Origin of the sequence: Rhodococcus sp. WWJCD1 (genome assembly GCF_002258735.1) — a bacterium.
Classification (GTDB): Bacteria; Actinomycetota; Actinomycetes; order Mycobacteriales; family Mycobacteriaceae; genus Rhodococcoides.
On the sequence record NZ_NOXY01000015.1, the window covers coordinates 150,374 to 171,892 of the forward strand.

Annotated in this window: 19 protein-coding genes; 10 read left to right on the forward strand and 9 right to left on the reverse strand. The window is 63.0% G+C overall.

Annotated elements, in window-relative coordinates; translation table 11 throughout:
• Window positions 1-863 precede the first annotated feature (863 nt).
• The 3 genes from CH286_RS11160 to CH286_RS11170 all read left to right on the forward strand — a co-directional run bounded on the left by CH286_RS11160 (window position 864) and on the right by CH286_RS11170 (window position 5,607).
• Window positions 864-1,673 (forward strand): DUF4241 domain-containing protein, encoded by an 810-nt coding sequence (locus tag CH286_RS11160; protein WP_165430154.1) that lies wholly within the window; start codon window positions 864-866, stop codon window positions 1,671-1,673.
• Window positions 1,674-1,804: 131 nt separating this feature from the next.
• The gene (locus CH286_RS11165; protein ID WP_094609245.1) at window positions 1,805-3,691 is read left to right on the forward strand and encodes an ATP-dependent nuclease; all 1,887 of its coding nucleotides are present in this window, start codon (window positions 1,805-1,807) and stop codon (window positions 3,689-3,691) included.
• Window positions 3,688-5,607, forward strand: coding sequence for a UvrD-helicase domain-containing protein (locus CH286_RS11170; RefSeq protein WP_037154677.1), 1,920 nt, complete (start codon window positions 3,688-3,690; stop codon window positions 5,605-5,607). The genes CH286_RS11165 and CH286_RS11170 overlap by 4 nt, the downstream gene beginning before the upstream one ends.
• 193 nt (window positions 5,608-5,800) lie before the next feature.
• Here the strand turns inward: CH286_RS11170 and CH286_RS11175 are convergent, their stop codons facing one another.
• Genes CH286_RS11175 through CH286_RS11190 form a run of 4 tightly spaced genes read right to left on the reverse strand, consistent with a single transcriptional unit; the run spans window position 5,801 to window position 9,673 of the window.
• On the reverse strand, window positions 5,801-6,835 hold the full coding sequence (locus tag CH286_RS11175) for an ABC transporter ATP-binding protein (protein ID WP_094609246.1): 1,035 nt from the start codon (window positions 6,833-6,835) through the stop codon (window positions 5,801-5,803).
• The gene (locus tag CH286_RS11180) at window positions 6,832-7,605 is read right to left on the reverse strand and encodes an ABC transporter permease (RefSeq protein ID WP_037154675.1); all 774 of its coding nucleotides are present in this window, start codon (window positions 7,603-7,605) and stop codon (window positions 6,832-6,834) included. Before CH286_RS11180 ends, CH286_RS11175 begins: the two co-directional genes overlap by 4 nt.
• Window positions 7,602-8,441, reverse strand: coding sequence for an ABC transporter permease (locus CH286_RS11185; protein ID WP_052058758.1), 840 nt, complete (start codon window positions 8,439-8,441; stop codon window positions 7,602-7,604). The genes CH286_RS11180 and CH286_RS11185 overlap by 4 nt, the downstream gene beginning before the upstream one ends.
• Complete coding sequence (locus CH286_RS11190; protein ID WP_207309263.1) at window positions 8,438-9,673, reverse strand: ABC transporter substrate-binding protein; 1,236 nt, start codon at window positions 9,671-9,673, stop codon at window positions 8,438-8,440. The genes CH286_RS11185 and CH286_RS11190 overlap by 4 nt, the downstream gene beginning before the upstream one ends.
• A 143-nt stretch (window positions 9,674-9,816) precedes the next feature.
• On the opposite strand from CH286_RS11190, the gene CH286_RS11195 reads away from it, so the two are divergent.
• Both CH286_RS11195 and CH286_RS11200 read left to right on the forward strand, forming a co-directional pair.
• Complete coding sequence (locus CH286_RS11195; protein ID WP_230592586.1) at window positions 9,817-10,485, forward strand: TVP38/TMEM64 family protein; 669 nt, start codon at window positions 9,817-9,819, stop codon at window positions 10,483-10,485.
• Complete coding sequence (locus CH286_RS11200; protein WP_037154673.1) at window positions 10,482-11,093, forward strand: CDP-alcohol phosphatidyltransferase family protein; 612 nt, start codon at window positions 10,482-10,484, stop codon at window positions 11,091-11,093. Before CH286_RS11195 ends, CH286_RS11200 begins: the two co-directional genes overlap by 4 nt.
• Here the strand turns inward: CH286_RS11200 and CH286_RS11205 are convergent.
• On the reverse strand, window positions 11,065-12,531 hold the full coding sequence (locus CH286_RS11205) for a dihydrolipoyl dehydrogenase family protein (RefSeq protein WP_094609247.1): 1,467 nt from the start codon (window positions 12,529-12,531) through the stop codon (window positions 11,065-11,067). The two genes, CH286_RS11200 and CH286_RS11205, sit on opposite strands and share 29 nt — an antisense overlap.
• A 36-nt stretch (window positions 12,532-12,567) precedes the next feature.
• Between CH286_RS11205 and CH286_RS11210 the strand changes: the two genes are divergently transcribed.
• The 4 genes from CH286_RS11210 to CH286_RS11225 all read left to right on the forward strand — a co-directional run bounded on the left by CH286_RS11210 (window position 12,568) and on the right by CH286_RS11225 (window position 15,371).
• The gene (locus tag CH286_RS11210; RefSeq protein WP_094609248.1) at window positions 12,568-13,218 is read left to right on the forward strand and encodes a class I SAM-dependent methyltransferase; all 651 of its coding nucleotides are present in this window, start codon (window positions 12,568-12,570) and stop codon (window positions 13,216-13,218) included.
• 115 nt (window positions 13,219-13,333) lie between these two features.
• Window positions 13,334-13,795 carry an NAD(+)--rifampin ADP-ribosyltransferase gene (gene arr / locus CH286_RS11215; RefSeq protein WP_037155889.1) on the forward strand — a complete coding sequence of 154 codons (462 nt, stop codon included), beginning with the start codon at window positions 13,334-13,336 and terminating at the stop codon, window positions 13,793-13,795.
• A 47-nt stretch (window positions 13,796-13,842) separates the two neighbouring features.
• The gene (locus CH286_RS11220; RefSeq protein WP_037154667.1) at window positions 13,843-14,709 is read left to right on the forward strand and encodes an alpha/beta fold hydrolase; all 867 of its coding nucleotides are present in this window, start codon (window positions 13,843-13,845) and stop codon (window positions 14,707-14,709) included.
• Window positions 14,710-14,753: 44 nt separating this feature from the next.
• Window positions 14,754-15,371 carry a dihydrofolate reductase family protein gene (locus tag CH286_RS11225; RefSeq protein WP_037154665.1) on the forward strand — a complete coding sequence of 206 codons (618 nt, stop codon included), beginning with the start codon at window positions 14,754-14,756 and terminating at the stop codon, window positions 15,369-15,371.
• A gap of 13 nt (window positions 15,372-15,384) precedes the next feature.
• On the opposite strand, the gene CH286_RS11230 is transcribed toward CH286_RS11225, so the two are convergent.
• Both CH286_RS11230 and CH286_RS11235 read right to left on the reverse strand, forming a co-directional pair.
• Window positions 15,385-16,107 carry a mycothiol-dependent nitroreductase Rv2466c family protein gene (locus CH286_RS11230; protein ID WP_037154663.1) on the reverse strand — a complete coding sequence of 241 codons (723 nt, stop codon included), beginning with the start codon at window positions 16,105-16,107 and terminating at the stop codon, window positions 15,385-15,387.
• A gap of 64 nt (window positions 16,108-16,171) precedes the next feature.
• Complete coding sequence (locus tag CH286_RS11235) at window positions 16,172-16,855, reverse strand: hypothetical protein (protein ID WP_052058756.1); 684 nt, start codon at window positions 16,853-16,855, stop codon at window positions 16,172-16,174.
• 234 nt (window positions 16,856-17,089) lie between these two features.
• Between CH286_RS11235 and CH286_RS11240 the strand changes: the two genes are divergently transcribed.
• On the forward strand, window positions 17,090-18,310 hold the full coding sequence (locus tag CH286_RS11240) for a diaminopimelate decarboxylase (RefSeq protein WP_141215834.1): 1,221 nt from the start codon (window positions 17,090-17,092) through the stop codon (window positions 18,308-18,310).
• Here CH286_RS11240 and CH286_RS11245 read toward each other — a convergent pair.
• Window positions 18,273-18,971 carry a response regulator gene (locus CH286_RS11245; RefSeq protein WP_037154659.1) on the reverse strand — a complete coding sequence of 233 codons (699 nt, stop codon included), beginning with the start codon at window positions 18,969-18,971 and terminating at the stop codon, window positions 18,273-18,275. The two genes, CH286_RS11240 and CH286_RS11245, sit on opposite strands and share 38 nt — an antisense overlap.
• On the reverse strand, window positions 18,964-21,510 hold the full coding sequence (locus tag CH286_RS11250; RefSeq protein ID WP_052058852.1) for a sensor histidine kinase: 2,547 nt from the start codon (window positions 21,508-21,510) through the stop codon (window positions 18,964-18,966). Before CH286_RS11250 ends, CH286_RS11245 begins: the two co-directional genes overlap by 8 nt.
• Between the last annotated feature and the right edge of the window lie 9 nt (window positions 21,511-21,519).

Consider the following 21,519-nt stretch of genomic DNA (forward strand, 5'->3'; position numbering starts at 1 on the left):
GCGCGCAACCTGAGGGCGGCTCATTGGTAACCGTCGAGCCGGATATGCCGCTCGCCGGCGCAAAGCGGATCGCGAGCTTCGTGCATTCCTGCCGATTTGAGTGGACGCGAAGGACGCACACGCCCCCGTGGACGCGCTTCACTAGATGGTGCGTGACTAATAGTCACGCGACGTTGCCGGCGCCTCCGATCACCATTGCCGCTGATCTCGTCGACGCCGCTGACTACCCGCGCCAAACGGGGCGGCGGTCCTACGCCATCGCCACCTTCCGCACCTAGATGGCGGCGATCAACCGCCGGCACCGCACCACCGGCCACCTGTCCCCGACGACACAGGAAATGATCACCGCCACTTGTTCGGGAATTCGACGGGAGTAAAACCCCGCGCGGGACCACCCCGCACTCCGCGAAACCCGCTGCTGGTCGGCACGATCACGCTCCTCATTCAGACCGCGCGCGAACAGTGACGCGGGTGGGCCGACGAGGTTTGGCCGCAGCAGCGATCCACCAGCCCATCCGCCGCCTTGCTGACCATGCGGGCTTCGACACCCCCGGTGCTCGCAAAACTCGGTGGACACTCTCCGCGCCGGCTTCGTCACCCAGGGCACGCGCAACGGTGCCGATGGATTCCCATCGCCTGCCAAACCGGCCTCGCCAGCCTAGACCCCGTCAAGGTCTACCGCCCCAAGCACGCACCGCTAGTCGGTAACGCAGTGAAGGACATCGGGTTGCAGTAGGTCGTACTCGTTGAGTTCCGACACGCCGGTGTTTAGCCTCCGAAGGAGGTCAGTTCGCCCGTTATCTGGTACCGAACACATCTTGTCGGTTGGACCTGATTAACTCCCCATGACCAGAGGAGTGGAAATGTCGTGGTTCGCGTCAACGGTCGATGCCGTACAGCTCGCTATTAACGCCGGAGCGCTGCTCGGGGGTGCTGCAATTTGGAAGCTCTACGTAGACAAGCTGCAAGCCGCCTTGACGGTGAAGGACGCTGAGATCTCCAGCGTGGAAAAAAACCGTGATATGTGGAGGGATAAGGCGCAGGAGTTGGAGAAGCGGTCCCCTGAAGTCATGGAGCGGGTCCTCAGTGAGCGGATCCAGACGCGCGAGAGCGAGATTCTCAGACTCACTGAAGACAAGGATCGAAATATCGGCGCGCTAGAGCATCTCCGTCATGAACGGGCCAACCTTGAGGTGGACCTATCGCGCACACAAGGGTTCAGAATGATGCTAGCAATGGATGGGGATGACTTTGCCGATGATGATGCACGACCCGATTCGACGGAAGGAAGCACGGTCCCGGCGACAACGGAGCTCGAAATCGTCCTGTTAGGAGAGGTCGGAGTCGATAGCGGACAGCTCCTCATCACTGATCCCTGCTACATCGACGGCGAATGGCGATCAGAAGCCGGGCGCGCAACTGACCACGACCAGGCCAGTCTTCAGATTCAGCAACCAGTTGCGGCCGAGGGTATTTCACGGACCTTATTCGAGTACTCGTACCAGGGATGCGTAGGCGCGACGCTGTCGGGGACGCATGGTCGTCTCGCGTTCCCTAAGGGCCACGAGGGTGCTGGAGTTGCGTTTGCAACGGCATGGGGGGACGGAATGTACCCAGTGTATGGAGAATTACACGACGGACGCATTGTTCGCGTCTACATAACTTCCGGATAAGAAGCACCCCTACACCACACGGTGGGTAGCTCAGCGATGGACATCCCTGCACGGAAGACTGCACTATTTAGATCGGCGGATCTTGAACCTCCGACGGCGAACCGACACACGCTTCCACGAATTGGAGCTACATGTACCTGCGCAGTGTGCGAGCAGAGAACTTTCGAATCTTTGGGTCTCGCCCCAAAGGCGACAGTGGCGATGACCTACGGCTAAGCCTTGAATTTGGTCCTGGCACCAATGTCTTGGTGGGGGAGAACGATAGCGGAAAGTCCGCCATCGTCGATGCGATTCGTCTATGCCTGATGACGACGGCCACAGAGTTCCACCGCATCACGCGGGATGATTTCCACGTGAGCCCGCAGGGCAGGGCGGACGAAATTACCATTTCGTGTAGGTTCGCGGACCTCTCCACTGAGGAGCAGGCTACGTTCCTTGAGTTGCTAACCACCGACTCCGACGGCACGGTGTCCCTGCACGTAACCGTTCAGGCGCAGATTATGAACCCCCTTCTACCGCAGCGAGTTTCGGTGTCAACGCGAACGGGGCCAAACGCGGACGGTCCGACACTGGACGGCACAGCGCGTGAGCTGCTGAAAGCCACATACCTACGACCACTTCGAGACGCGGAGGCGGAGCTTCGAGCAGGACGTGGATCGCGTTTGTCGCAAATCATGGCTGGCTATCCGTTGATTAAAGAGCAGGGGATCGACGACTTCGACCAGGAAGCCGATACAGCCAGCACGCTCGTCGGCATTATGCGTCGCGCCGAGCACAAGCTTGCGCAGAACGCGGCGGTGACTGCCGCGCGTGACGACATCAACGATTACTATCTCAAGAAGTTCGCTATAGGTGCAGACCGCCTGCGCGGTGAAATCTCGGTGTCCGGGGATGCATCCCTGATCCGCGCCCTTGAACGGCTCGAATTGACACTTGCCTCCGCCCACGGAGATCGAACCAGACGAGGACTCGGTTACAACAACGCGCTGTTCATGGCTGCCGAGCTTCTTCTGCTTGGCACCAGCGACATCGCTCCGCTTCTTCTTATTGAAGAGCCAGAGGCGCATCTGCACCCCCAACTGCAAACCCGCGTCATGGATTTGCTCCAGGATCGGGCCCACCCGGGCAAGTCGGGGAGCCAACCCGCGGTGCAGGTCATTGTCACTACACACAGCCCGAACGTCGCGTCCTCGACGCCAGTCGAGCATCTGACGATGGTGGCACGGGGTCGGACGTTTCGACTTGCGCGTGACTTGACCCATCTGAATGCCGGCGACTACGCGTTCTTAACCCGATTTCTTGACGTCACTAAGGCCAACTTGTTCTTCGCGCGCGCAGTTGCAGTCGTTGAAGGTGACGCTGAGGTCATTCTCGTACCTGCTCTCGCAGCCGCAGTGGGCAAACCATTTAACGCTTCCGGGGTCAGTGTCGTCAATGTAGGTACTGTCGGTCTTTTCCGATACAGCAGAATCTTTCAACGCGACGGCGAGCAGATTCCGGTGTCAGTAGCATGTATCCGTGATCGGGACCTGGTTCCGAAAGGAACATCGACAGAAATGCGGGGGCAGCTTAAATGCTCCGCCGAGATGACTCAAGATGCCGTCGTCGCCCACATTGCCAACTTGACAGCTGAAGACAGCGGACCAGTCAAGACTTTCGTTTCTGACAACTGGACATTGGAGTACGATCTCGCTGCGGCATCGTGGACCATGGCTGAAATAATGCACAAGGCAATATGTGCTGCTGTGGTTTCACAGAAAACATGGCCTGATGCTATTAAGCTCCAGAAGGCAGAGTCCGATGCTAAAGTCGAACTCGACGGTTGGAGAGACCAGCGAAGGCCGTTAGCGACCGTGGCGTTGGAGATCTACAAACCACTGCGTTTAAACAAAGCCAGCAAAACTATTGCTGCACAACACGCCGCTCGCCTTCTTGACGCTACGAAAGTTACTGATGCTGATCTACCTGAATACCTCAGGCGCGCATTTGGGCACTTGTGCACCGTGAGCGTCCCATGAGTGCGCCGTATGACCTAGAGGTCTTCAGTCGAGAGCGAGTCCAGGCAGCAGCCGCCGCCTTAGCGCTCGACCTTCCTCACCAGGAACAATTGGATTTCATCCAGAGCTTGAACGCGATCGATGTTCAAGCGGCTCCCGGTTCTGGAAAGACCAGCCTGGTCGGCCTAAAACTTGCTCTATTTGCACAGGCATGGAACAGCGCCACGCGTGGTTTGTGCGTTCTGTCGCATACCAACACGGCAAAAGATGAGATCTCTTCGCGGCTCAAGTCGACCCCTTCCGGCTCCAAACTGGAGCGTTACCCGCATTTCATCGGCACGATCCAGTCCTTCACTAATTCTTTTATTTCCCTGCCTGCGCTGCGATCGCAAGGGGTAGAGGTGCAGTCGATCGACGATGCGGCGTATGCAGAATCAGCTGCGCGCATGATGAGGCAAAGCTCAGATTTCACAACCTTGCGTTCAGTGCTTGGCCGAAAATTTGGAAACGGCGAGGCTCTCATTGCAAACGCGCATTTTGTCTGGGAAGACGGCGAACTATTGGTCAAAACCGCTAAAGAGCTACCGTTTGGTCCGGATACTGCAAGTGGTAGAGAATTCGTCGAGCTTAAAATGCGTCTGGCGAGGAGAGGTCTATTTCGCTACGCGGACATGTTCGCGATCGCCGAACGCGCCCTTTTTAGGAACATGGGACTGGCAAAAGCGGTGGCGCACCGTTTTCCGTTCGTTCTGATTGACGAAACGCAGGACACAGAATTTGCACAGCAACGGTTACTCGACAAAGTATTCGGTAGCACAGACGCGGTAGTACAACGGGTGGGTGACGTCAACCAGGGGATTTTCGCCAGGAAAAATGAGAACGATGATGTCTCGCATTCCGCCTTTCCCCGTTCAGATGCGCTACAGTTGAGCGCCAGTCGCAGATTTGGGCCATTAATTGCAGAATTTGTCAGCACGCTCACTATTCACCGCGTCCAAGATATAGTCGGAACTGGTCCGCAGGGCGCAGTGGCGGTTATTCTGTACGACGATAGTTGCGTCGGAGCAGTCGTTCCTGCGTTTCAGCTGCTGGTTCGCGACTACGTACCGAACTCAGAGGTCCTTAAATTTCCTCCCCGGGCACTCGGCGCACGGCGAGAACCCGGAACTTCAACAAAATATCCCCAGTCCATCAGCTGCTATATCCCAGACTACCTTGTAGACAGGCCGATTACAGGTCACGGGGCCTTGATCCAGATTGCCCGGGCGGCTCGTAACCGACGATTGGACGGCAAGTGGCACGGCGCGGCAGAACTCATCTGGAACACGATCCGCGAGTCAGTTAGATGCGAGAGTCCGTTGCCAGTTCTACGGAAACTCTCACGCGATGCCACCTCGGCAGGAGGCCGCCTCCGAGCAATGCTTCTAGAAATCACGTCGAAATCCCTTGACGACGAGCTACGGTGGGGCGCGACCATGAAAACCATGCTTGAACTGGTTGACGAACTCAATGGCCAATCAGGAGTCCAGCAGAGGCCCGGAACATTTGCTTATGTTCCTCCGCCCATCTACCCGTCTCCGCATCATACGGTCCTGCCGCCCTTTGGAATTGGTGGTGTGGTGCCGATATCTCCTGGAACCATCCATGGGGCCAAAGGCGAGACACACTCAGCGACACTAATTCTTGAGTGTCTAGATGGGGCGACAGGAAGGCGATACGACGTCCACGAGGTACTTCGGAGGTACGCCAGCCAAGAGGGGTTCACCACTGCGGGCGAGGCAGTACGCCGCATTGCGGAATTGGTTTTTGTCGGAGCATCCCGCCCTACACATCTGCTCGCCTTCGCGGTCCATCGTGCGCGAGCTGAACCTTACATCGAGGCCCTATCCGCACGTGGGTGGGTTGTTAAAGATCTGACACTCCCTGCCCTTGCTTAGTGAAGAAGCAAAAGTGACGTCCTCTCCCGACCACTCATCAATTAGTGTCTTCCCGCGATTGTCGCCCAACCAAAACGCGCCGCACCGTCAAGAGATCCTGACGGTGCGGTAACTGCCGCTTTCGTAGGTGGGTGATGTGAGCACGCGCGACGTCACTGGTGCACTAGGACTGCCAACCGCCACATCTCCGATCTCAGCCCGCAACAACAGACCTCGCCCCTCCCGGAATCTCCAACCCCACCGCATCCCCGACCCGCACCGTTGATCCCGCAGCCAACTCCACCTTTACAACCGTGGAGCCCACGGTGACATCGGCGATGCTGCGAAATCCGGTCGGACGCAGACCCGAAACAACTCCACGAATTCCGTTGTCATCCAAAGTGATCAGCTCATGTCGCAGCAGCAACACGGCCGGCCCTGCCGGAAGCCCCGCAACCCCGTCCACCTCCAACTCACCCAGCTCGGAGCGATGTACCCCAACCCCATCCCACCGACCCTCGATTTCGTTCATCCCACCCATCAGTCGCGACACCGCCAGCGTGCTCGGACGTGTGTAGGCCGTCGCGATATCGGAGTGATGTTCGAGCCGTCCATCGATGAGCACCGCCACCGAATCCGCCAGCACCGCCGCCTCCTGTTGATCGTGAGTGACGAGCAGCAGAGTCTGATCCAACGTCGAACGCAATTCGCGAACCAGGTCGTGCATCTCGGTGCGCAACACCGGGTCCAGAGCACTGAACGGCTCGTCCAACAACAACACTCGCGGTGAGCCGGCGAGTGAGCGCGCCAACGCCACCCGCTGGGCCTGCCCGCCCGACACTTCGGAGACCGCCCGTCCTCCGATATCACCCAGATGCACCAGGTCGAGGTACTCCCGGGCACGTTCGCGCGACCGCTTACGACTGTCCCCGGCCGCGCGGTAGGCGAAGCCGATGTTGTCCAGTACCGACATGTGCGGGAACAACATCGGACGCTGGAAGACCATCCCCACCCCGCGGTTTTCGGCCGCAACGTCGGTCACCTCACGGCCGTCGATGCGCACCGTGCCGGCGGTGGGCGAATCCAGTCCCGCGATGAGCCGCAGCGCCGTACTCTTACCCGAGCCCGAGGGTCCGAGAATCGCCGTACACGAACCCGGCGACACGGTGAGATCCAACGAATTTGGAGCCGCAACCGATTGACCGGCATGGACTTTCGTGAGTCCGTGAACGGACAGTTCGACGCTCATCGGGCACTCCTACGACGCAGCCGGGCCAGCATGAGCACCAGCAACAACGGCGGCACCACGGCGGCGACCGACAGCGCAGCCACCACGGAGTCGTTACCGGTCCCCGCGGAGAACGAGGCGACGAGAATGGGCACGGTGACCAGTCTGCCTCCACCGATCAGCAGGGTGATCACGTAGTCGCTCCACGCCACGAGAAACGCGAGCAACGCCGCCCCCGCCAACGCTGGAGCCAGCAGCGGAATGCGAATCCTTCGCAGCACCATGGCATTCGACGCACCGAGTGTGCGCGCCTCCTCCTCGTAACCGATGTCGTACGCGCCGAATGCCACTCGCATCAGGTACGTCGTGTACGGAATGGCCGCAACGGTCAGCAACGCGATCACCGCCACCGTGCTCGGAATGCGGGAGCGCAGCACCAGAACATCGAGTCCCAACGCCACGGCGAACGGGGGCAGGGCCAGCGGAGCGAAGAGAACCCCGGCCACGAAAGCGGGGAAACGCACGGTGCCGTTCACCAGGGCGCGAGCCGCCAACGCGCCCAATGGAGTTGCGATAGCGGCGACGGCCAGAGCGAGCAGGGTCGACCGCACGAACGCATCGACGCCACCGGCGTCGAGAGCACTGCGAACGCCGTCGAACCCCCAGTCCTGCGGAACCGATCCGGGAAACGACCATCGATTGCTGATGGCCCACAAGACAACTGGAATCAGCGGCAGCAGGAACCACAGGACCAGAACGGACCTGCCGACAGCGGGAGCAACCTTGTTCATTTCCACGCTGCCGATCTGCGCAGATAGTGCAGTGCCACCGCGGCCACGACCACCGTCAGAGCGGTGGCGACCGTCGCGGCAGCTGCTGCCTGTGGACGCGTCTCGAGATCAATCGAGGTGAACAGGCGAATTGCCATCACCGACAACGGCTCCGGATAGGGCCGACCCAGAATGCGGGCCACCTCGTACGATCCGACGGTGTAGGCGAACGCGATGGCCGCCGACGCGATCAGCGCGGGCCGAGCCAACGGCAGCGTGACCAAACGGAGCCGAGTCCACCGGCCGGCGCCCAAGGTTGCGGCCGTCTCGTCGAATGCAGCTACTCGGGTGGCGAGAGTCCCGGCCACGACGACGGCCACGAAAGCCGATTCTTTCCAGGCATATTCGGCGACAACGGCGATCCACCACCGCCCGCCGACCACCTCCGGCCAGCCGCCGTCGGTCATGCCGAGAATGCGGGGCAGCATCCCCGAATCCGCTAGCAACAACGCCATCGCCGCGGCACCGATCAGGTGCGGGACAGTCACGGTCAACCCGGCGACGACGAGGGCGGCCCGTCCACCCGACAAGGCCGTCAGCGCCGCGGCAAGCCCGATCACCGTGGCCAATGCCGTCGAGACGACGGCGATCGACAGCGTCAGCCCCACTGAGCGCCAGAGGTCGTCGCCCAGCGCGGAATACGCGTCGACCGATAGTTCGGGGGTTCCGACCAACGGCATCAAGCCCAGGCTCTGCAGCACCACGGTCCCGAGACCGCCGCCGACGACGAGAACGACCAAGACGACGGCGGGGAGGACCGCCGCTGTGCCGCGAAAGCTCCTCGTGGACGCGCTCACTGACCGGCGAGCACGCTTCGACGCCATCCCTCGTCGAGCGGGGTGACCCACTCCGCGGACAGCTCCGGGTGCGCGTTCGCCGAGATCACCTCGTACGAAGGAACCACCGGCGAGGACGGGAGCTGCTCGAACTGCGCCCGCTCCTCCGGGGTCAGACGCGCGATGTCCAACGCAGTGAACTGCCCCCACACGTCCGGCGTCGCCTTTGCAAGCTGTTGCTCGGGCGACAACGCGAGATTGGCAACCACCTGCGCCGCGGCCGACTTCCCCGACGTCGACGGAATGGCAAGGAAACTCGCATTCCCGACGGTTCCCTCGTCGAGAGTCAGGACGCGGGTCTCCGGCGGGAAGGTGCCGTCGGCGACGAGTTTCGGGAGGGTCGCGGGGCCGTACGTCATGGTCATGTCGACCTGGCCGCCGGCGTAGAGGGCGTCGAGCTCGGAAGAAGACTGCGGATACGTCGTTCCTTCGCGCCACAGCGACGGGGCGAGCTCGTTCAATCGGTCGAACAATGCCGGGGCGAGGCGATCGTAGGAGTCCTGATCGAACTGAGCGGGAACCTCGTCGACACCGCCGGACGCATTGATCAACGCCTCACGCACGAACACCGAGCCGGTGAAGTCCGGGGGAGCGGGGTAGGTGAAGCGGCCGGGGTTGGCCTTGGCCCAGTCGAGCACGCCGTCGAATGTCGTCGGCGGATCGGGGATAGCTGCCGCGTTGTAGACCAGGGTGAATTGAGCTTTGTGCCAGGGCGATTCGCAGTTCTCGACCGGGGTGCCGAAGTCGTCGAGCAGCAGCGGATCCTCGGGATCGGTCAGTTCCATGTTCGGCAGATTCTGCGTCCACCCGCACAGCCACGCGCCGGCCTGCTTACCGGTGCCGAAGTTCGCGCCGTTGACCCACACCAGGTCCACTTCGCCGTCGGTGACCCCGGCCTGCCGCTCGGACAGGATGCGGTTGACGGCGTCGGTCGTCGATTCCACCGGCACGCGGCGCAGCGTGACGCCCGCTTCGGCCGCCGCGGGCGTGAGCACGTCGTCGACATAGGCATTGCCCTGCTCGTCGCCGCCGTACATCCACAGCGACACCGTCTGCCCCTGTGCCTGCTCTTGGATCTCGCTCCAGGACAAGTCCTCGGCGCGCGGAGCCTCCGATGATGGTGCTGCGCAGGCGGTCAGCAGCAGCCCTGCGCTCGCCGCAATCGTCACTGCGCGCCGTACCGATCGAATCACCGTGGGCCTCCAGATCAACCGAAGCAGCCGTCGTCGACGCTGCCCTCACCACCGTAATCGGTCGTATGGGACAACCGCTGAACACGCGGGCACACCGGTCGTGTGCACAATGGATCCTGACCGCCGGACGAGAGGCACACACTGTGACGCAGGACCGCCCGACGCGTAGTCGCCGCGGCACCACCCTGAAATTGGTCGCGGCTGCCGTGGTCGTCATCGCTCTGGTGATCGTGCTCGGCACCGTCGATCTACCCGATCCGGCGTTCATCCGTGACCGAGTGGCGTCGGCCGGGCCCTGGGGCATCGCGCTGTTCGTCGTGCTCTACGCCGTCCTGTCGGCCACCCCGTTCCCCGCCAGCACTTTGACCATCGCGTCGGGACTGCTGTTCGGACTGGCGGTGGGCGCAACCGTCGTGGTGTTCGCCGCCACGATGGGGGCCTACCTCGGGTACTGGGGAGCGCGGGCGCTGGGACGCGGCCAGGTGGCCCGCACCGAATGGGACAGGCTCCGCCGGCTCGACGCCATGCTCGGGCGACGCGGATTGCTGTCGGTACTGCTCGTGCGTCTGGTGCCGCTACCGTTCTCCTTGGTGAACTACGCGGCCGGAGTCAGTGCCGTGGGGCAACGTGACTACGTGGTGGGCACAATGATCGGCATCGTGCCCGCGACCGTCGCCTACACCGCGCTCGGTGCGTACGGAACGTCTCCGTTGTCGTGGCCGTTCGCCATCGCACTGCTCGCGGTACTGGCCATCGCGGCCGGGTCGGCCCTCTTGGCCCGCCGCCTGGGATTGACCGGAGCTGCCGAATGATCGACAGCTTTCTGCGCCGCCACCTCGAAGCTCCACTCGATCGCTGTGCCCGCGCCCTCGACCGCCCCACGATCACACCCGACCGGATCACCGCCGCCGGACTGGTGCTGGGTCTGGGTAGTGCACTGGCGGCTGGCCTGCAATTTTGGCCACTCGCGTTGGCGTTGTGGATCGTCTCCCGCATCGCCGACGGTCTGGACGGACCGCTGGCGCGCAGGCGGGCGACAACAGCCGGCGCGGGCGGATTCTTCGACATCACAGCCGATTTCGTGGTGTACGGCACCACGGTGGTGGGTGTCGCTGTGGGTGCGTCCGCCGGATACGACGCCCCCTGGTGGCCGTTCCTGCTGGTGCTGTTGGCGTACTACATCAACGGCACCGCGTTTCTCGCGTTCTCCTCGATTGCCGAGCGCACCGGTCGCACCATCGACGACGGCCGCTCGCTCTCCTTCCTCGGAGGATTGGCCGAGGGTGCCGAAACCATTGCGGTGCATTGCCTCTGGCTGCTGTTGCCGGGCATTTCGTGGCAGATCGCGGTGGTCTGGGCGGCGGTGGTCGCGGTGAGCTCCACCCAACGGATCATCGCCGGGTATCGCGCTCTTTCCTGACGATCCACCTGCCGCGCACCTTCGCCAGTGCGGCCGTCGCTCGGGAAACCACCGGAGAACCCAACTGCAACTTCACGTCTGCTATCGCCGCGTTCCACGGCCCGTCGTTGTACGTCGGATACGGGTGCGTGGCTCCGGCGAGATCGCGGGTACGCAGCCCCTGCTCGATGGCGATGATCAGCTCCCCGATCGTCTCGCCCGCTCGCGGTCCCACCACGCAGGCCCCGACGATGCGTCGCTTGGCGTCGAGCACCAGCGTCGTCGATCCGTTCGTCGCTCTTTCGGTGACGGCACGGTCGACGTGATGGTGGTCGAGAGTCTGCAGCCGCAATCCACGCTGCCGCGCGGTCCGCACATCGATTCCGGCCGAGGCGATCTCGGGATCGGCGAACGTCACCCGCGGGGTTCCCGTCGCGCTCACCTTTCGGTTCAGGCCCAGTGCTGCATTGCTCGCGGCCAGACTGCCGTGCACGCCGGCAGTGTGCGTGAACTGCGGATGCCCGGTGAGATCTCCGGCCGCCCAGATGCGGGGATTGGTGGTCCGCAGATGCTCGTCGACCTGAACGAATCCGTTGTCGTCCAATTCCACACCGGCCGTGTCCAAGCCGAGTGACGCGGTTCGTGGAGTCCGCCCGGCGGCGACAAGCACCCGATCGAAGTCGAGTTCGACGCCCGTGTCGGTGATCGCCGAACCCTCCCTGATCTGCACAACAGCGGTGGAGGTCAGGACGCGCACGCCCTCGTCGGTCAGGGCCTGCGTCAGTATCGACGAGGCCTCAGGGTGCTCGCGGGGAAGGATCGTCGCTGACCGTCCGACGAGGGTGACGTCAGATCCGAGGCGCGAAAATGCCTGCGCCATTTCGCAACCCACCGAACCGGCCCCGACGATCAGTAGTCGCTCCGGCACGTCCTTCAGATCCCACAGGGTGTCGCTGGTCAGGTAGTCCACGTGCTCGATGCCGTCGATCGCAGGCACCGTCGGATGCGCGCCGGTGGTCACGATTGCCTGACCGAAATAGAGCGTCTGCGTACCGACGGAAACGGTGTTCGGCCCGGCGAATACGGCGTCGCCGTGGATCACATGTACCCCGGCCTCGGTGAGGGCCTCCGATGAATCGATCGGCGCGATCTCGGCAATCGCACCGTGCACGTGCTGCATCACGAGCGCGAAATCCACAATCGGTGGCTGGGTGACGATGCCGAACCGGGACGCGGATCGAACCGTCTGTGCCACCGAAGCCGCCGCGAGCAGTGCTTTGGACGGTACGCATCCGGTCCACAGGCAGTCGCCGCCGGTGCGGTCCCGCTCGATCAATACGACGCGAATGCCGAAGCCGGCCGCGGTCTTCGCGGCCACGATGCCGGCGGTACCGCCGCCCACCACAACCACGTCGGCGCGGTTCTCGGGCACACTCGAAGACGAATGACGGATTCCCATACCCCCCACTATGCCCGCGCCTTGGAGAGACCCGAGATGAGACGACCGACCAAGTACACCTTCTCGGCGCGCCTGTACGACGTGATCTCCTTCGAATGGCCGGTGTATCGCGCCGGGCGAGAGGCGGCGTTCGAGTTGCTGAATCTGCCTGCTGGAAGCCATGTTCTGGATCTCGGCTGCGGAACGGGGCTGAACTTCGCCGGGTTGCAGCGGATGATCGGCCCGACCGGTTCGATCACCGGGGTCGACGCCAGCCCGCAGATGCTCGAACAGGCCCGACGGCGAGCCGACCGGGCCGGCTGGACCAACGTCACGCTCATCGCGGCCGACGCCACCGCCCTGACGTCGGCGGATCTGGGGGAACAGGCCCCGTTCGATGCGGCTCTGAGCACCTACGCGCTCTCGCTGATGACGCCGTGGCGGACGGCCCTCGATACGATGATCGCGGCTACGCGAGTGGGCGGCGTCGTGGCTGTCGTCGACATGCAGCGGCCCGTGGGCCGGGCGGCGGTGTGGACCCCGCTGGCGAAGCTTGCGTGTCGACTCGGTGGGTCGGATATCGACGCTCATCCGTGGACGGCGATGACGCCACTGCTGCGGGATCTGTCGACTCGCACTGTCCGCGGAGGCCACATCCAGGTTCGAGTCGGGACTGTGAGCCCTCGCCTGGCAGAGCGGAATCCATAAACGAACTGGCCTGCGTTGCCTTCAGTGTATCGCCGGGGTGGGGGCTTGCGGCAAGACCCCGTCGGGCGTGCACACTCTTCCGGCTACCGACACGGAGGAGTTTTCTATGGCAGACATGGCTGACACACCGGAGCGATTTCGCGTCCACGAATCCGGTGCTTGCCAGGAGCGCAGCCTGCGGAGCGACCAGAGTTACTTTCATGGCACCAAGGCCGATCTCGAGGCCGGTGAGTTCTTGGTCCCCGGGTATCGGTCGAACTACCGCCCCGAGCACATCTCGAACTACATCTACATGACCAAGGTGCTGGACGGTGCTGTGCTCGCGGCGGAGATGGCCGTCGGCGTTGGGGATCCGCGGGTCTACATCGTGGAGCCGACCGGCAGTGTGGAGGACGACCCGAACGTGACGGACAAGAGGTTTCCCGGCAACCCGACGCACTCGTATCGCAGCGCAGAACCGGTGCGCATAGTCGAGGAGACGACCGACTGGGTCGGACATTCGCCCGAATACCTGCAGCGTTTCCGAGACGGTCTCGAGAAGTTGAGACAGACGGGCACGGCGGTTCTCTACGACTAGGCGACACCGTCCGGTGAGTTTTCGCTCGGACCGAGGTCCACACGAGCATGACGACACAGACAGTTTCCGTTCCCGGTGCGACCTTGACCTATGACGTGATCGGCGAGCTCGAGCCCGGGGTCACACCCCTGTTGCTCATCGGCTCGCCGATGGATGCGGGTGGGTTCGGCACGTTGGCATCGCACTTCGGCGACCGGGTGGTCGTCACGTACGACCCGAGAAATGTGGGACGTAGTCGACGTGACGACACGACCGCCGCGGTCACCTTCGGCGAACATGCCGACGACCTGCATGCAGTGCTCACCGCCGTCGGCCACGGGCCTGTCGATGTGTTCGCCTCGAGCGGGGGTGCGGTCAATGCGCTGGTGCTCGTCAGCAAGTACCCGTCCGATGTTCGGACGTTGGTTGCCCACGAACCACCCGCCGGAGGCGCTTTGCCGGACCGCGAGAACATCGCGACAGTGTGCGCGAACATGGTGGCCACCTACGACGCTCACGGCCGCGGGCCGGCAATGGCCGAATTCATGTCTCTGCTCATGCACGCGGGACCCATCGACGACACCTACTTCGATCGCCCGGCACCGGACCCGGCGCAGTTCGGTCTCTCGGCCGAGGACGACGGAACCCGCGACGATGCGCTGATGTCCAACATGCGCGGGGGCGGAGTGGACTTTGCACCGGACGTCGATGCGTTACGTGCAGCACCCACCACTGTGGTGATCGGCGTAGGGGAAGAATCCGGCGGTCCCGAGGACGGTCACATGGCAGCTCGCGCAGCGTATTCGACTGCGGCGCTGCTCGGATCGGAGCCGATCGTTTTTCCCGGCGGCCACTCGGGATTCCTCGGCGGAGAATTCGGTCAGACCGGAAAGCCGACAGAATTTGCCGAGAGCTTGCGGAAAGTATTGGGCTGAAAAGGTTTCGTCACAAAGAAATCCCCACCGAACCAGGAGTAATCATGGGCCTCATCACCTTGGAGCTTTTCGCCACCCTCGACCTCGTCGCACAATCACCCGGAAGCCCCGAAGAAGATCCAGAGAATTTCCCCTACGGTGGCTGGCAGGTTCCTCTGCTCGACCAGGTCTCCGGGGCGCAAGTTGTCGCCGCATACGAGGGCACGGATGCGCTCCTGCTCGGTCGACGCACCTACGACATCTTCGCTGCGTACTGGCCGAACCAAAACGATTCGTTTGCCACGTTGTTCAACGCGATCCCCAAATACGTGGCCTCGCGTGGCACACCCGATCTGCGGTGGGACGGTTCGACCCAACTCGGACCGGATCTGGTCGATGCCGTGCGTGAGATCCGAGAGAGGCACGACCACATCAAGGTCGTCGGAAGTCTCGATCTGGTTCAGACTCTGTTGCGCGAGAAGCTCTTCGATCGACTCGATCTATGGGTGCATCCCATCGTTCTCGGGGCGGGAAAAAGAGTGTTTGCCGACGGCACCGTGCCCAGCAACCTGACGCTGCTCGAGCCTCCGGCCGTCGGCGGGAAGGGCACCGTCTACCTGCGTTACGGCCTCGACGCCGGAACCCCGGACGTCGGCAACATGGACGACGTGCGAGGCGGCTGATCCGGCCGGCACATCACTTCTTCTGTCGTCGGCTACCGGCGTGCCAGTCCTGTTGCACGCCCGCATCGTCCTCCTGAACGCCCAGCGCCTTCAGCTGGGGGAGCTCGCGCAGACTGCGCTTCATCTCGGCGAAGCCGGGGAATCGAGCGAGTCCGATCACGTTGTCCCACAGTGCTACTGCTTCCTCATCGCTGGGGAGTCGGCTGATCACCGGACCGAAGAAGGCGACGCCGTCCGGCGGCTCGAACGCAATGATGGGTGTGCCGACGTCCTTGCCGGTGAGCGAGAGGGCATGATCGGTTTCGGCCCGGATCTCGTCGTCCAGTGACGAATCGTCCAGCGCTGCAGTGTGATGGGTGGGCAGACCAAGTTCTTCGAGGATCGGCCCGAGGAATGTGGCGGTGCCTCGATGGCCGTGGCTCGCAGCGTCGTCGGGCACCATCTCGGTGTCGAAGATGTGGGTTCCTAGGGCCTGATACAGCGGCCCGACAGCGTCCGACCCATGCTCACGACGAACAGAGGCGGCGGCCCGCAACAGTCGGAGACCCGCGGTGTGGCCGGCCTCGTACTCGGGTGGGAAGTGCGCGTCGTAGTCGATGTGCGAATTGAGCAGGCGCAGCGAGATGAACCGCCAGTCGACGGTGTACTCGCGCTGGGCCTGGACCTTGCGGACCCACTTGCTGGTCATCCAGGCGAACGGGCACACCGGATCGAAGTAGAAATCGATATCGGCCATCGAGTGGACGCTCCTTCTCGGGACGGAAGTTCTGTCGACTCGACGGTATACGCCTCCCGGAGCATCAGTGGGCCGCCGCCTGCGCCGGTATCACCGAGACGGCAGGCCGTGGCAGATTCCATCGGGTGCACCCCTCATCCAGTGCAGCGTCCACAGAGCGCACGACGGACGTCAGGTACGGGGCGGAACAGGTCATCCACTCCTCGGTCGATCCGCCGCTCAGAATGATCCGGTGCACCGGCGATCCGCACGTCGTGGACTCGGATGCTCGGCGCAGCAGTTTTTCGGCCGCCGAGGCCCACTCGTCCGCGTCGCCGGAGTTGCTGACGTCGCTGTGGAGGCCGACCACCTCCACTCGGTGACCGCAGAGTGCTGCCGGCGCATCGCTGTCGAGGTAGACATATTTCGTTCGTTGCGCGCACTCTGTCAATCGAGCGATCTGCGGCTCCGTGCCGACGACGAAACGGAACACCCCGCGGTGCACGGCACTGCGGATACCGTCGGTGCCGGCTCCGCATCGAAACACTATTTGGGTCGGTCGAATCCCGCTGAGCTGCACACGATCGAGCTCGTCGTCATCGTGCGCGAGGACGGTGACACCGGAGTTCCGTACCCAGGTGGCGAGAGCTCGGTCGCCGAGCTCGGCCGCGCGGATACCGAAACCGACCCCTGGCATGACCCGACGCATGAGGTGGATCGAATTGTGCAGTTGTGTCGAGTGATCGGTCGCTTCGAGCGAGAGTGTCATGCACTCAGATATACGCCCGCACGAACCGCTCGGGCAGTTCGTTGACGGAGTTTTGACGCGACGTACCGAGATTCTTACGGGGTGCAGATGGTCGAGGCGCATCTGTTACCGCGGCGTCAAGGTCGTTGTCCGCAGCGTCAATTTCCCGTCAAGGCAGAGCTGTTCGCCTCGATTCGGGACGATGATCGACTGGAGGCCCGCACTCGGTCCAGTATCGACGAGGAGATGTGTTCGATGACATTGTTGGATTATCTGCCGTCGCTCAGAGGTGCACTGTCGTCGCGGTTGGATCACGCCGTGTGGCAGAGTACGACGCACTATCGACACGGTCGAGTGACGGTGGCAGGAATGTTCCTCGATGACATCGCCGATCGTTACTCGACGCCGGTGTGCGTGATCGACGAAACCAGCCTGCGCGGTAGGTGCAATCGCATCGCGCTCGGGTCGTTCACAGCCGAAATGCTCTACAGGCCAAGCAGTGTGCTGGCCCCGGTTGTGGCGCGCTGGATAGGGGAGCAGCACTTGACGCTGGTCGTCGACTCGATGGCAGCGTTGTCATCCGCCCGGCAGCTCGGTGTCGATCCCTCCCATATCGTCGGCCGAGCGCAGAGCGCGCAGGCTGCAGATCTCCTGCTGTCACTCCCGGCGGGTGAGCGAGTGGGCCGAATCGTCGTCGCCGCAGGTCTTCACCGGATTTCGGATGCGGACCGTACCGTAGCCCCCGCACAGTCGACTCTGGTCAGCACCGATGGCAATCGTGAATACGCGGAGAACGTCATCGCTCAGGTTGTCGACTGCCCCGCAACGGAATTCGACGGTGTGGAATGCAGCGCGTCCACTCTCGACGGGGTGTTCGCACGGATCGTCGAGTCTCTCGGGGTGATGGCTCAGGCCTACCGAGATCACGGTGTGATCGGCAATCGGCTCCATCTACGGATCGATTCTCGGACGGGACTCGATACTGCGCTCCTGTCCGACGTCGTCGAAGACGCCGTCGACGAAGGCTGCATTCGGCATCGCTTTCCGCGTCCGCAGCTTGCCGTCGAGACCGGGGAGTCGATCACCGACGCGTCCATGGTGACGGTGTGCCGTGTCCGGTCGATCGACCGGACGGATTCGCAACGAGCCGTCGTGGTGGTGGACGGTGGAACCGGTTGCGCCCCGGCCGGTCCGGCCGCGGCGGTCATCGCCAACCGTCACAGCCAGGCCGGCGACGAATTGTTCGTACTCGCCGACGGCAGTGATCCTTTGCGTCGGTGCGTGATCGACTCGACAGTGTCGCTCCCGGCGGATGTTCGGGTCGGTGACGTTCTCGCGATCGCCGACGGTCCGGGAGACTGCCCGAGCGTCCTGACACTGTCCGACGGACAAGCCCACCATCTGGATCTGCTCCCCGAGATGCCTTCTCCGGTCCGGTTCATTCCACGAGTCGGTAACCCATTCCCGTCTCGGTGATGAGATGCCGAGGCTTGCCCGGGTCGACTTCCAGCTTGCGCCGAAGTTGAGACATGTAGATCCTCAGATAATTGGAGCCGTGATCGTGCCCTGGGCCCCAGACAGTTCGGAGTAGTTCTTTCTGCCCCACCAGCTTGCCTGCATTGCGGGCCAGCATCTCGAGGACTCCCCATTCGGTGCGCGTGAGATGCACGATCTCCCCGTCCCTGGTCACCCTCTTGGAGGCCAGATCGATCGTGAAAGACGAGGTGGTCACGAGCGGGTCCGTAGGGGACGTTCTGATGGCTCGTCTTCGGACGGCAACGCGCAGCCGGGCCAGAAATTCGTCCATCCCGAACGGTTTGGTGATGTAGTCGTCGGCACCGGCGTCGAGGGCTTCGATCTTGTCGCCGCTGTCGGTGCGCGCGGACAGCACGATCACCGGAATCTCGCTCCATCCTCGCACACCGGCGAGCACGTCCAGGCCGCCGATATCGGGCAGTCCGAGGTCGAGGATCACGACATCGGGGTGCTCGGACGCAATTGCGCGTAGCGCGCCGGTACCTGTGGCCGAGGTGACGACGTGGTACCCGCGGGCGGTGAGGTTGATGCGCAGTGCGCGCACGATCTGCGGCTCGTCGTCGACAACCAGAACCTTGATCGCGGAACGGGATTCACCCATGGGTCTGCTCGAAGAAGTCGACTCTGGCAGTCGATTCCGCTCGGGACAATTCGACGGTCATGGTCACACCACCACCTGCAGTATCGGACACCGTCACCGAGCCTCCCATGGCTTCGACGAACCCACGCACAACGGAGAGTCCGAGCCCGACGCCCGTGGTGTTGTCGCGGTCGCCCGATCGTTGGAAGGACTCGAAGACGGCCTCTTCGCTTCCGGGAGCGATCCCAGGGCCGCTGTCGGCAACGGTGATCACCGCTCGGTCGCCGATATAGGCGGCCCCGACCCGCACCGGCGATCCGGGTGCGTGTCGCAGCGCATTGTCGATCAGATTCGCCAGCACGCGCTCGAGCAGACCCGCGTCGGCGGAGACGGCGACGTCGTCGACATCGACGATGACGAGTTCGCGACCGGTGTGCGTTCCGACGAGCGCTGCGTCCACCGCGTCCTCGACGTACACGATGGACCGGCTCGGCTGAATGACCCCCGCGGCCAACCGCGATGAATCGAGCAGATTCCCAACTAGACCCGTCAGCTGGTCGGTCGATTCCTCGATGGTCGCCAACAGTTCAGCGGTGTCCTCGGCAGAGAATTCCACATCGGTCGCGCGCAGACTAGATACCGCAGCCTTGACCGCGGCGAGCGGTGTTCGTAAGTCGTGGCTGACCGCAGAGAGCAGTGCCCGCCGAAGACGGTCGACTTCCTTCAGTCCTGCGGCGGTGCTCGCCTCTTGGGCGAGTTCGGTCTGCCGGATCAGACCCATTGCCTGGTTGGCTACTGCGCTGAGCACACGTCGATCGTGCGCACCGGTCTTGGTACCGGACAGGAGCAACGTGAAGGAACCGTCGGGGGTGTCGATTGCGGTGTCGGCGTCATCGGGCACGGCGGGTGGAGAATCACCGACCGATTCGACGACTACACCAGCACCTCTGATGATCGAGACCGCGCGCTGGGAGTACGTCTCGCGGACTCGTTCCAACAGCGTTCGAATGTCGCCGCCGCGCAGCACCGTTCCGGCGAACAGTGTCAGGAGCTCGGCTTCCTGTGACGCTCGCCGAGCTTCGCGGGTGCGTCGGGCAGCCGCGTCGACGAGAAATGCCACTGCCACCGCCATGATGAGCAGCACCACGGTGGTGACGAAGTTGTCGGGTTCGGCGATGGTGAAGCTGTACCGCGGATCGGCGAAGAAATAATTGAGCAACAGTCCTGCGATTAACGCCGACAGTGCCGCGGGTGCAACGCCGCCCAGGAGCGCAACGCCGAGTACGACCATGAAGAACAGGGCGCTCTCGCCGCCGAGATCCAGATACGGATCCACCAGCAGCATCGCCAGGGCCGAGACAACGGGTACGACCACGGCGGCAACCCAGGACAGAATTCGTCGATGCTTCGGGTTGGGCGGAATCAGCCGGCCGAGCCGAAAACCTCGACTGATCTGGTTGTGGGTGACCATGTGCACATCGATCTTGCCCGAGTTCTGAATGACCGCAGCGCCGATGCCCTCGTCCAGTATTCGGGCCCAGCGAGACCGCCGCGAGGTTCCGATGACGAGCTGGGTCGCGTTGGCCCCCCGTGCGAAGTCGAGCAGCGTGGTCGGCACGTCGTCACCGACGACACTGTGCATGCTTGCGCCGAGACTCGCTGCGAGTACGCGGACCTTCCCCATCTGCGGTGCCGAGACGCCGGTGAGGCCGTCACCGCGGATGACGTGCAGCACCATCAATTCCGCGCTGGACCGCGAGGCGATCCGGCTTGCGCGACGCAACAGGGTCTCGGACTCCGGTCCACCGGTCACCGAGACGACAACACGCTCACGTGCCTCCCACGTGTCGGTGATGTCATGTGTACTGCGGTATTTCGCCAACGCAGCGTCGACCTGATCGGCGATCCACAACAACGACAGTTCGCGTAGGGCAGTCAGATTGCCTTGCCGGAAATAGTTGCTCAGCGCTGCGTCGACCTTCTCGGCTGCGTAGATATTGCCGTGGGAGAGTCTGCGGCGCAGCGCTTCTGGAGCCACGTCTACCAATTCGATCTGTTCCGCTGCCCGAACCACCGAATCCGGGACGGTTTCTCGTTGCGGTACACCGGTGATCTGCTCGACAACATCGTTGAGACTCTCCAGATGCTGCACATTCAGGGTCGAGACCACATCGATTCCCGCTGCCAGCAATTCCTCGACGTCCTGCCAGCGCTTCTCGTGGGCGCTACCCGGGGTGTTGGTGTGGGCGAGTTCGTCGACGAGCACCAGCGAAGGTTCCCGCTCGATGATCGCTGCGACATCGAGTTCCTGAGCGATCGATCCGCGGTAGTGGACTATCCGCGGAGGAATCAGTTCGATGCCGTCCAGTAGTGCGGCGGTGCGGGCGCGGCCGTGGGTTTCCACCACGCCCGCGACCACGTCGCATCCTCGTTCTTGCCTGCGGTGCGCTTCACCGAGCATCGCGAAGGTCTTACCGACCCCCGGCGCGGCCCCGAGATAGATGCGGAGTTCACCGCGATCGAGTCCGCCGGACCCCCGCTTGCCGGTCTTTTTTCCCATGTCGTCTAC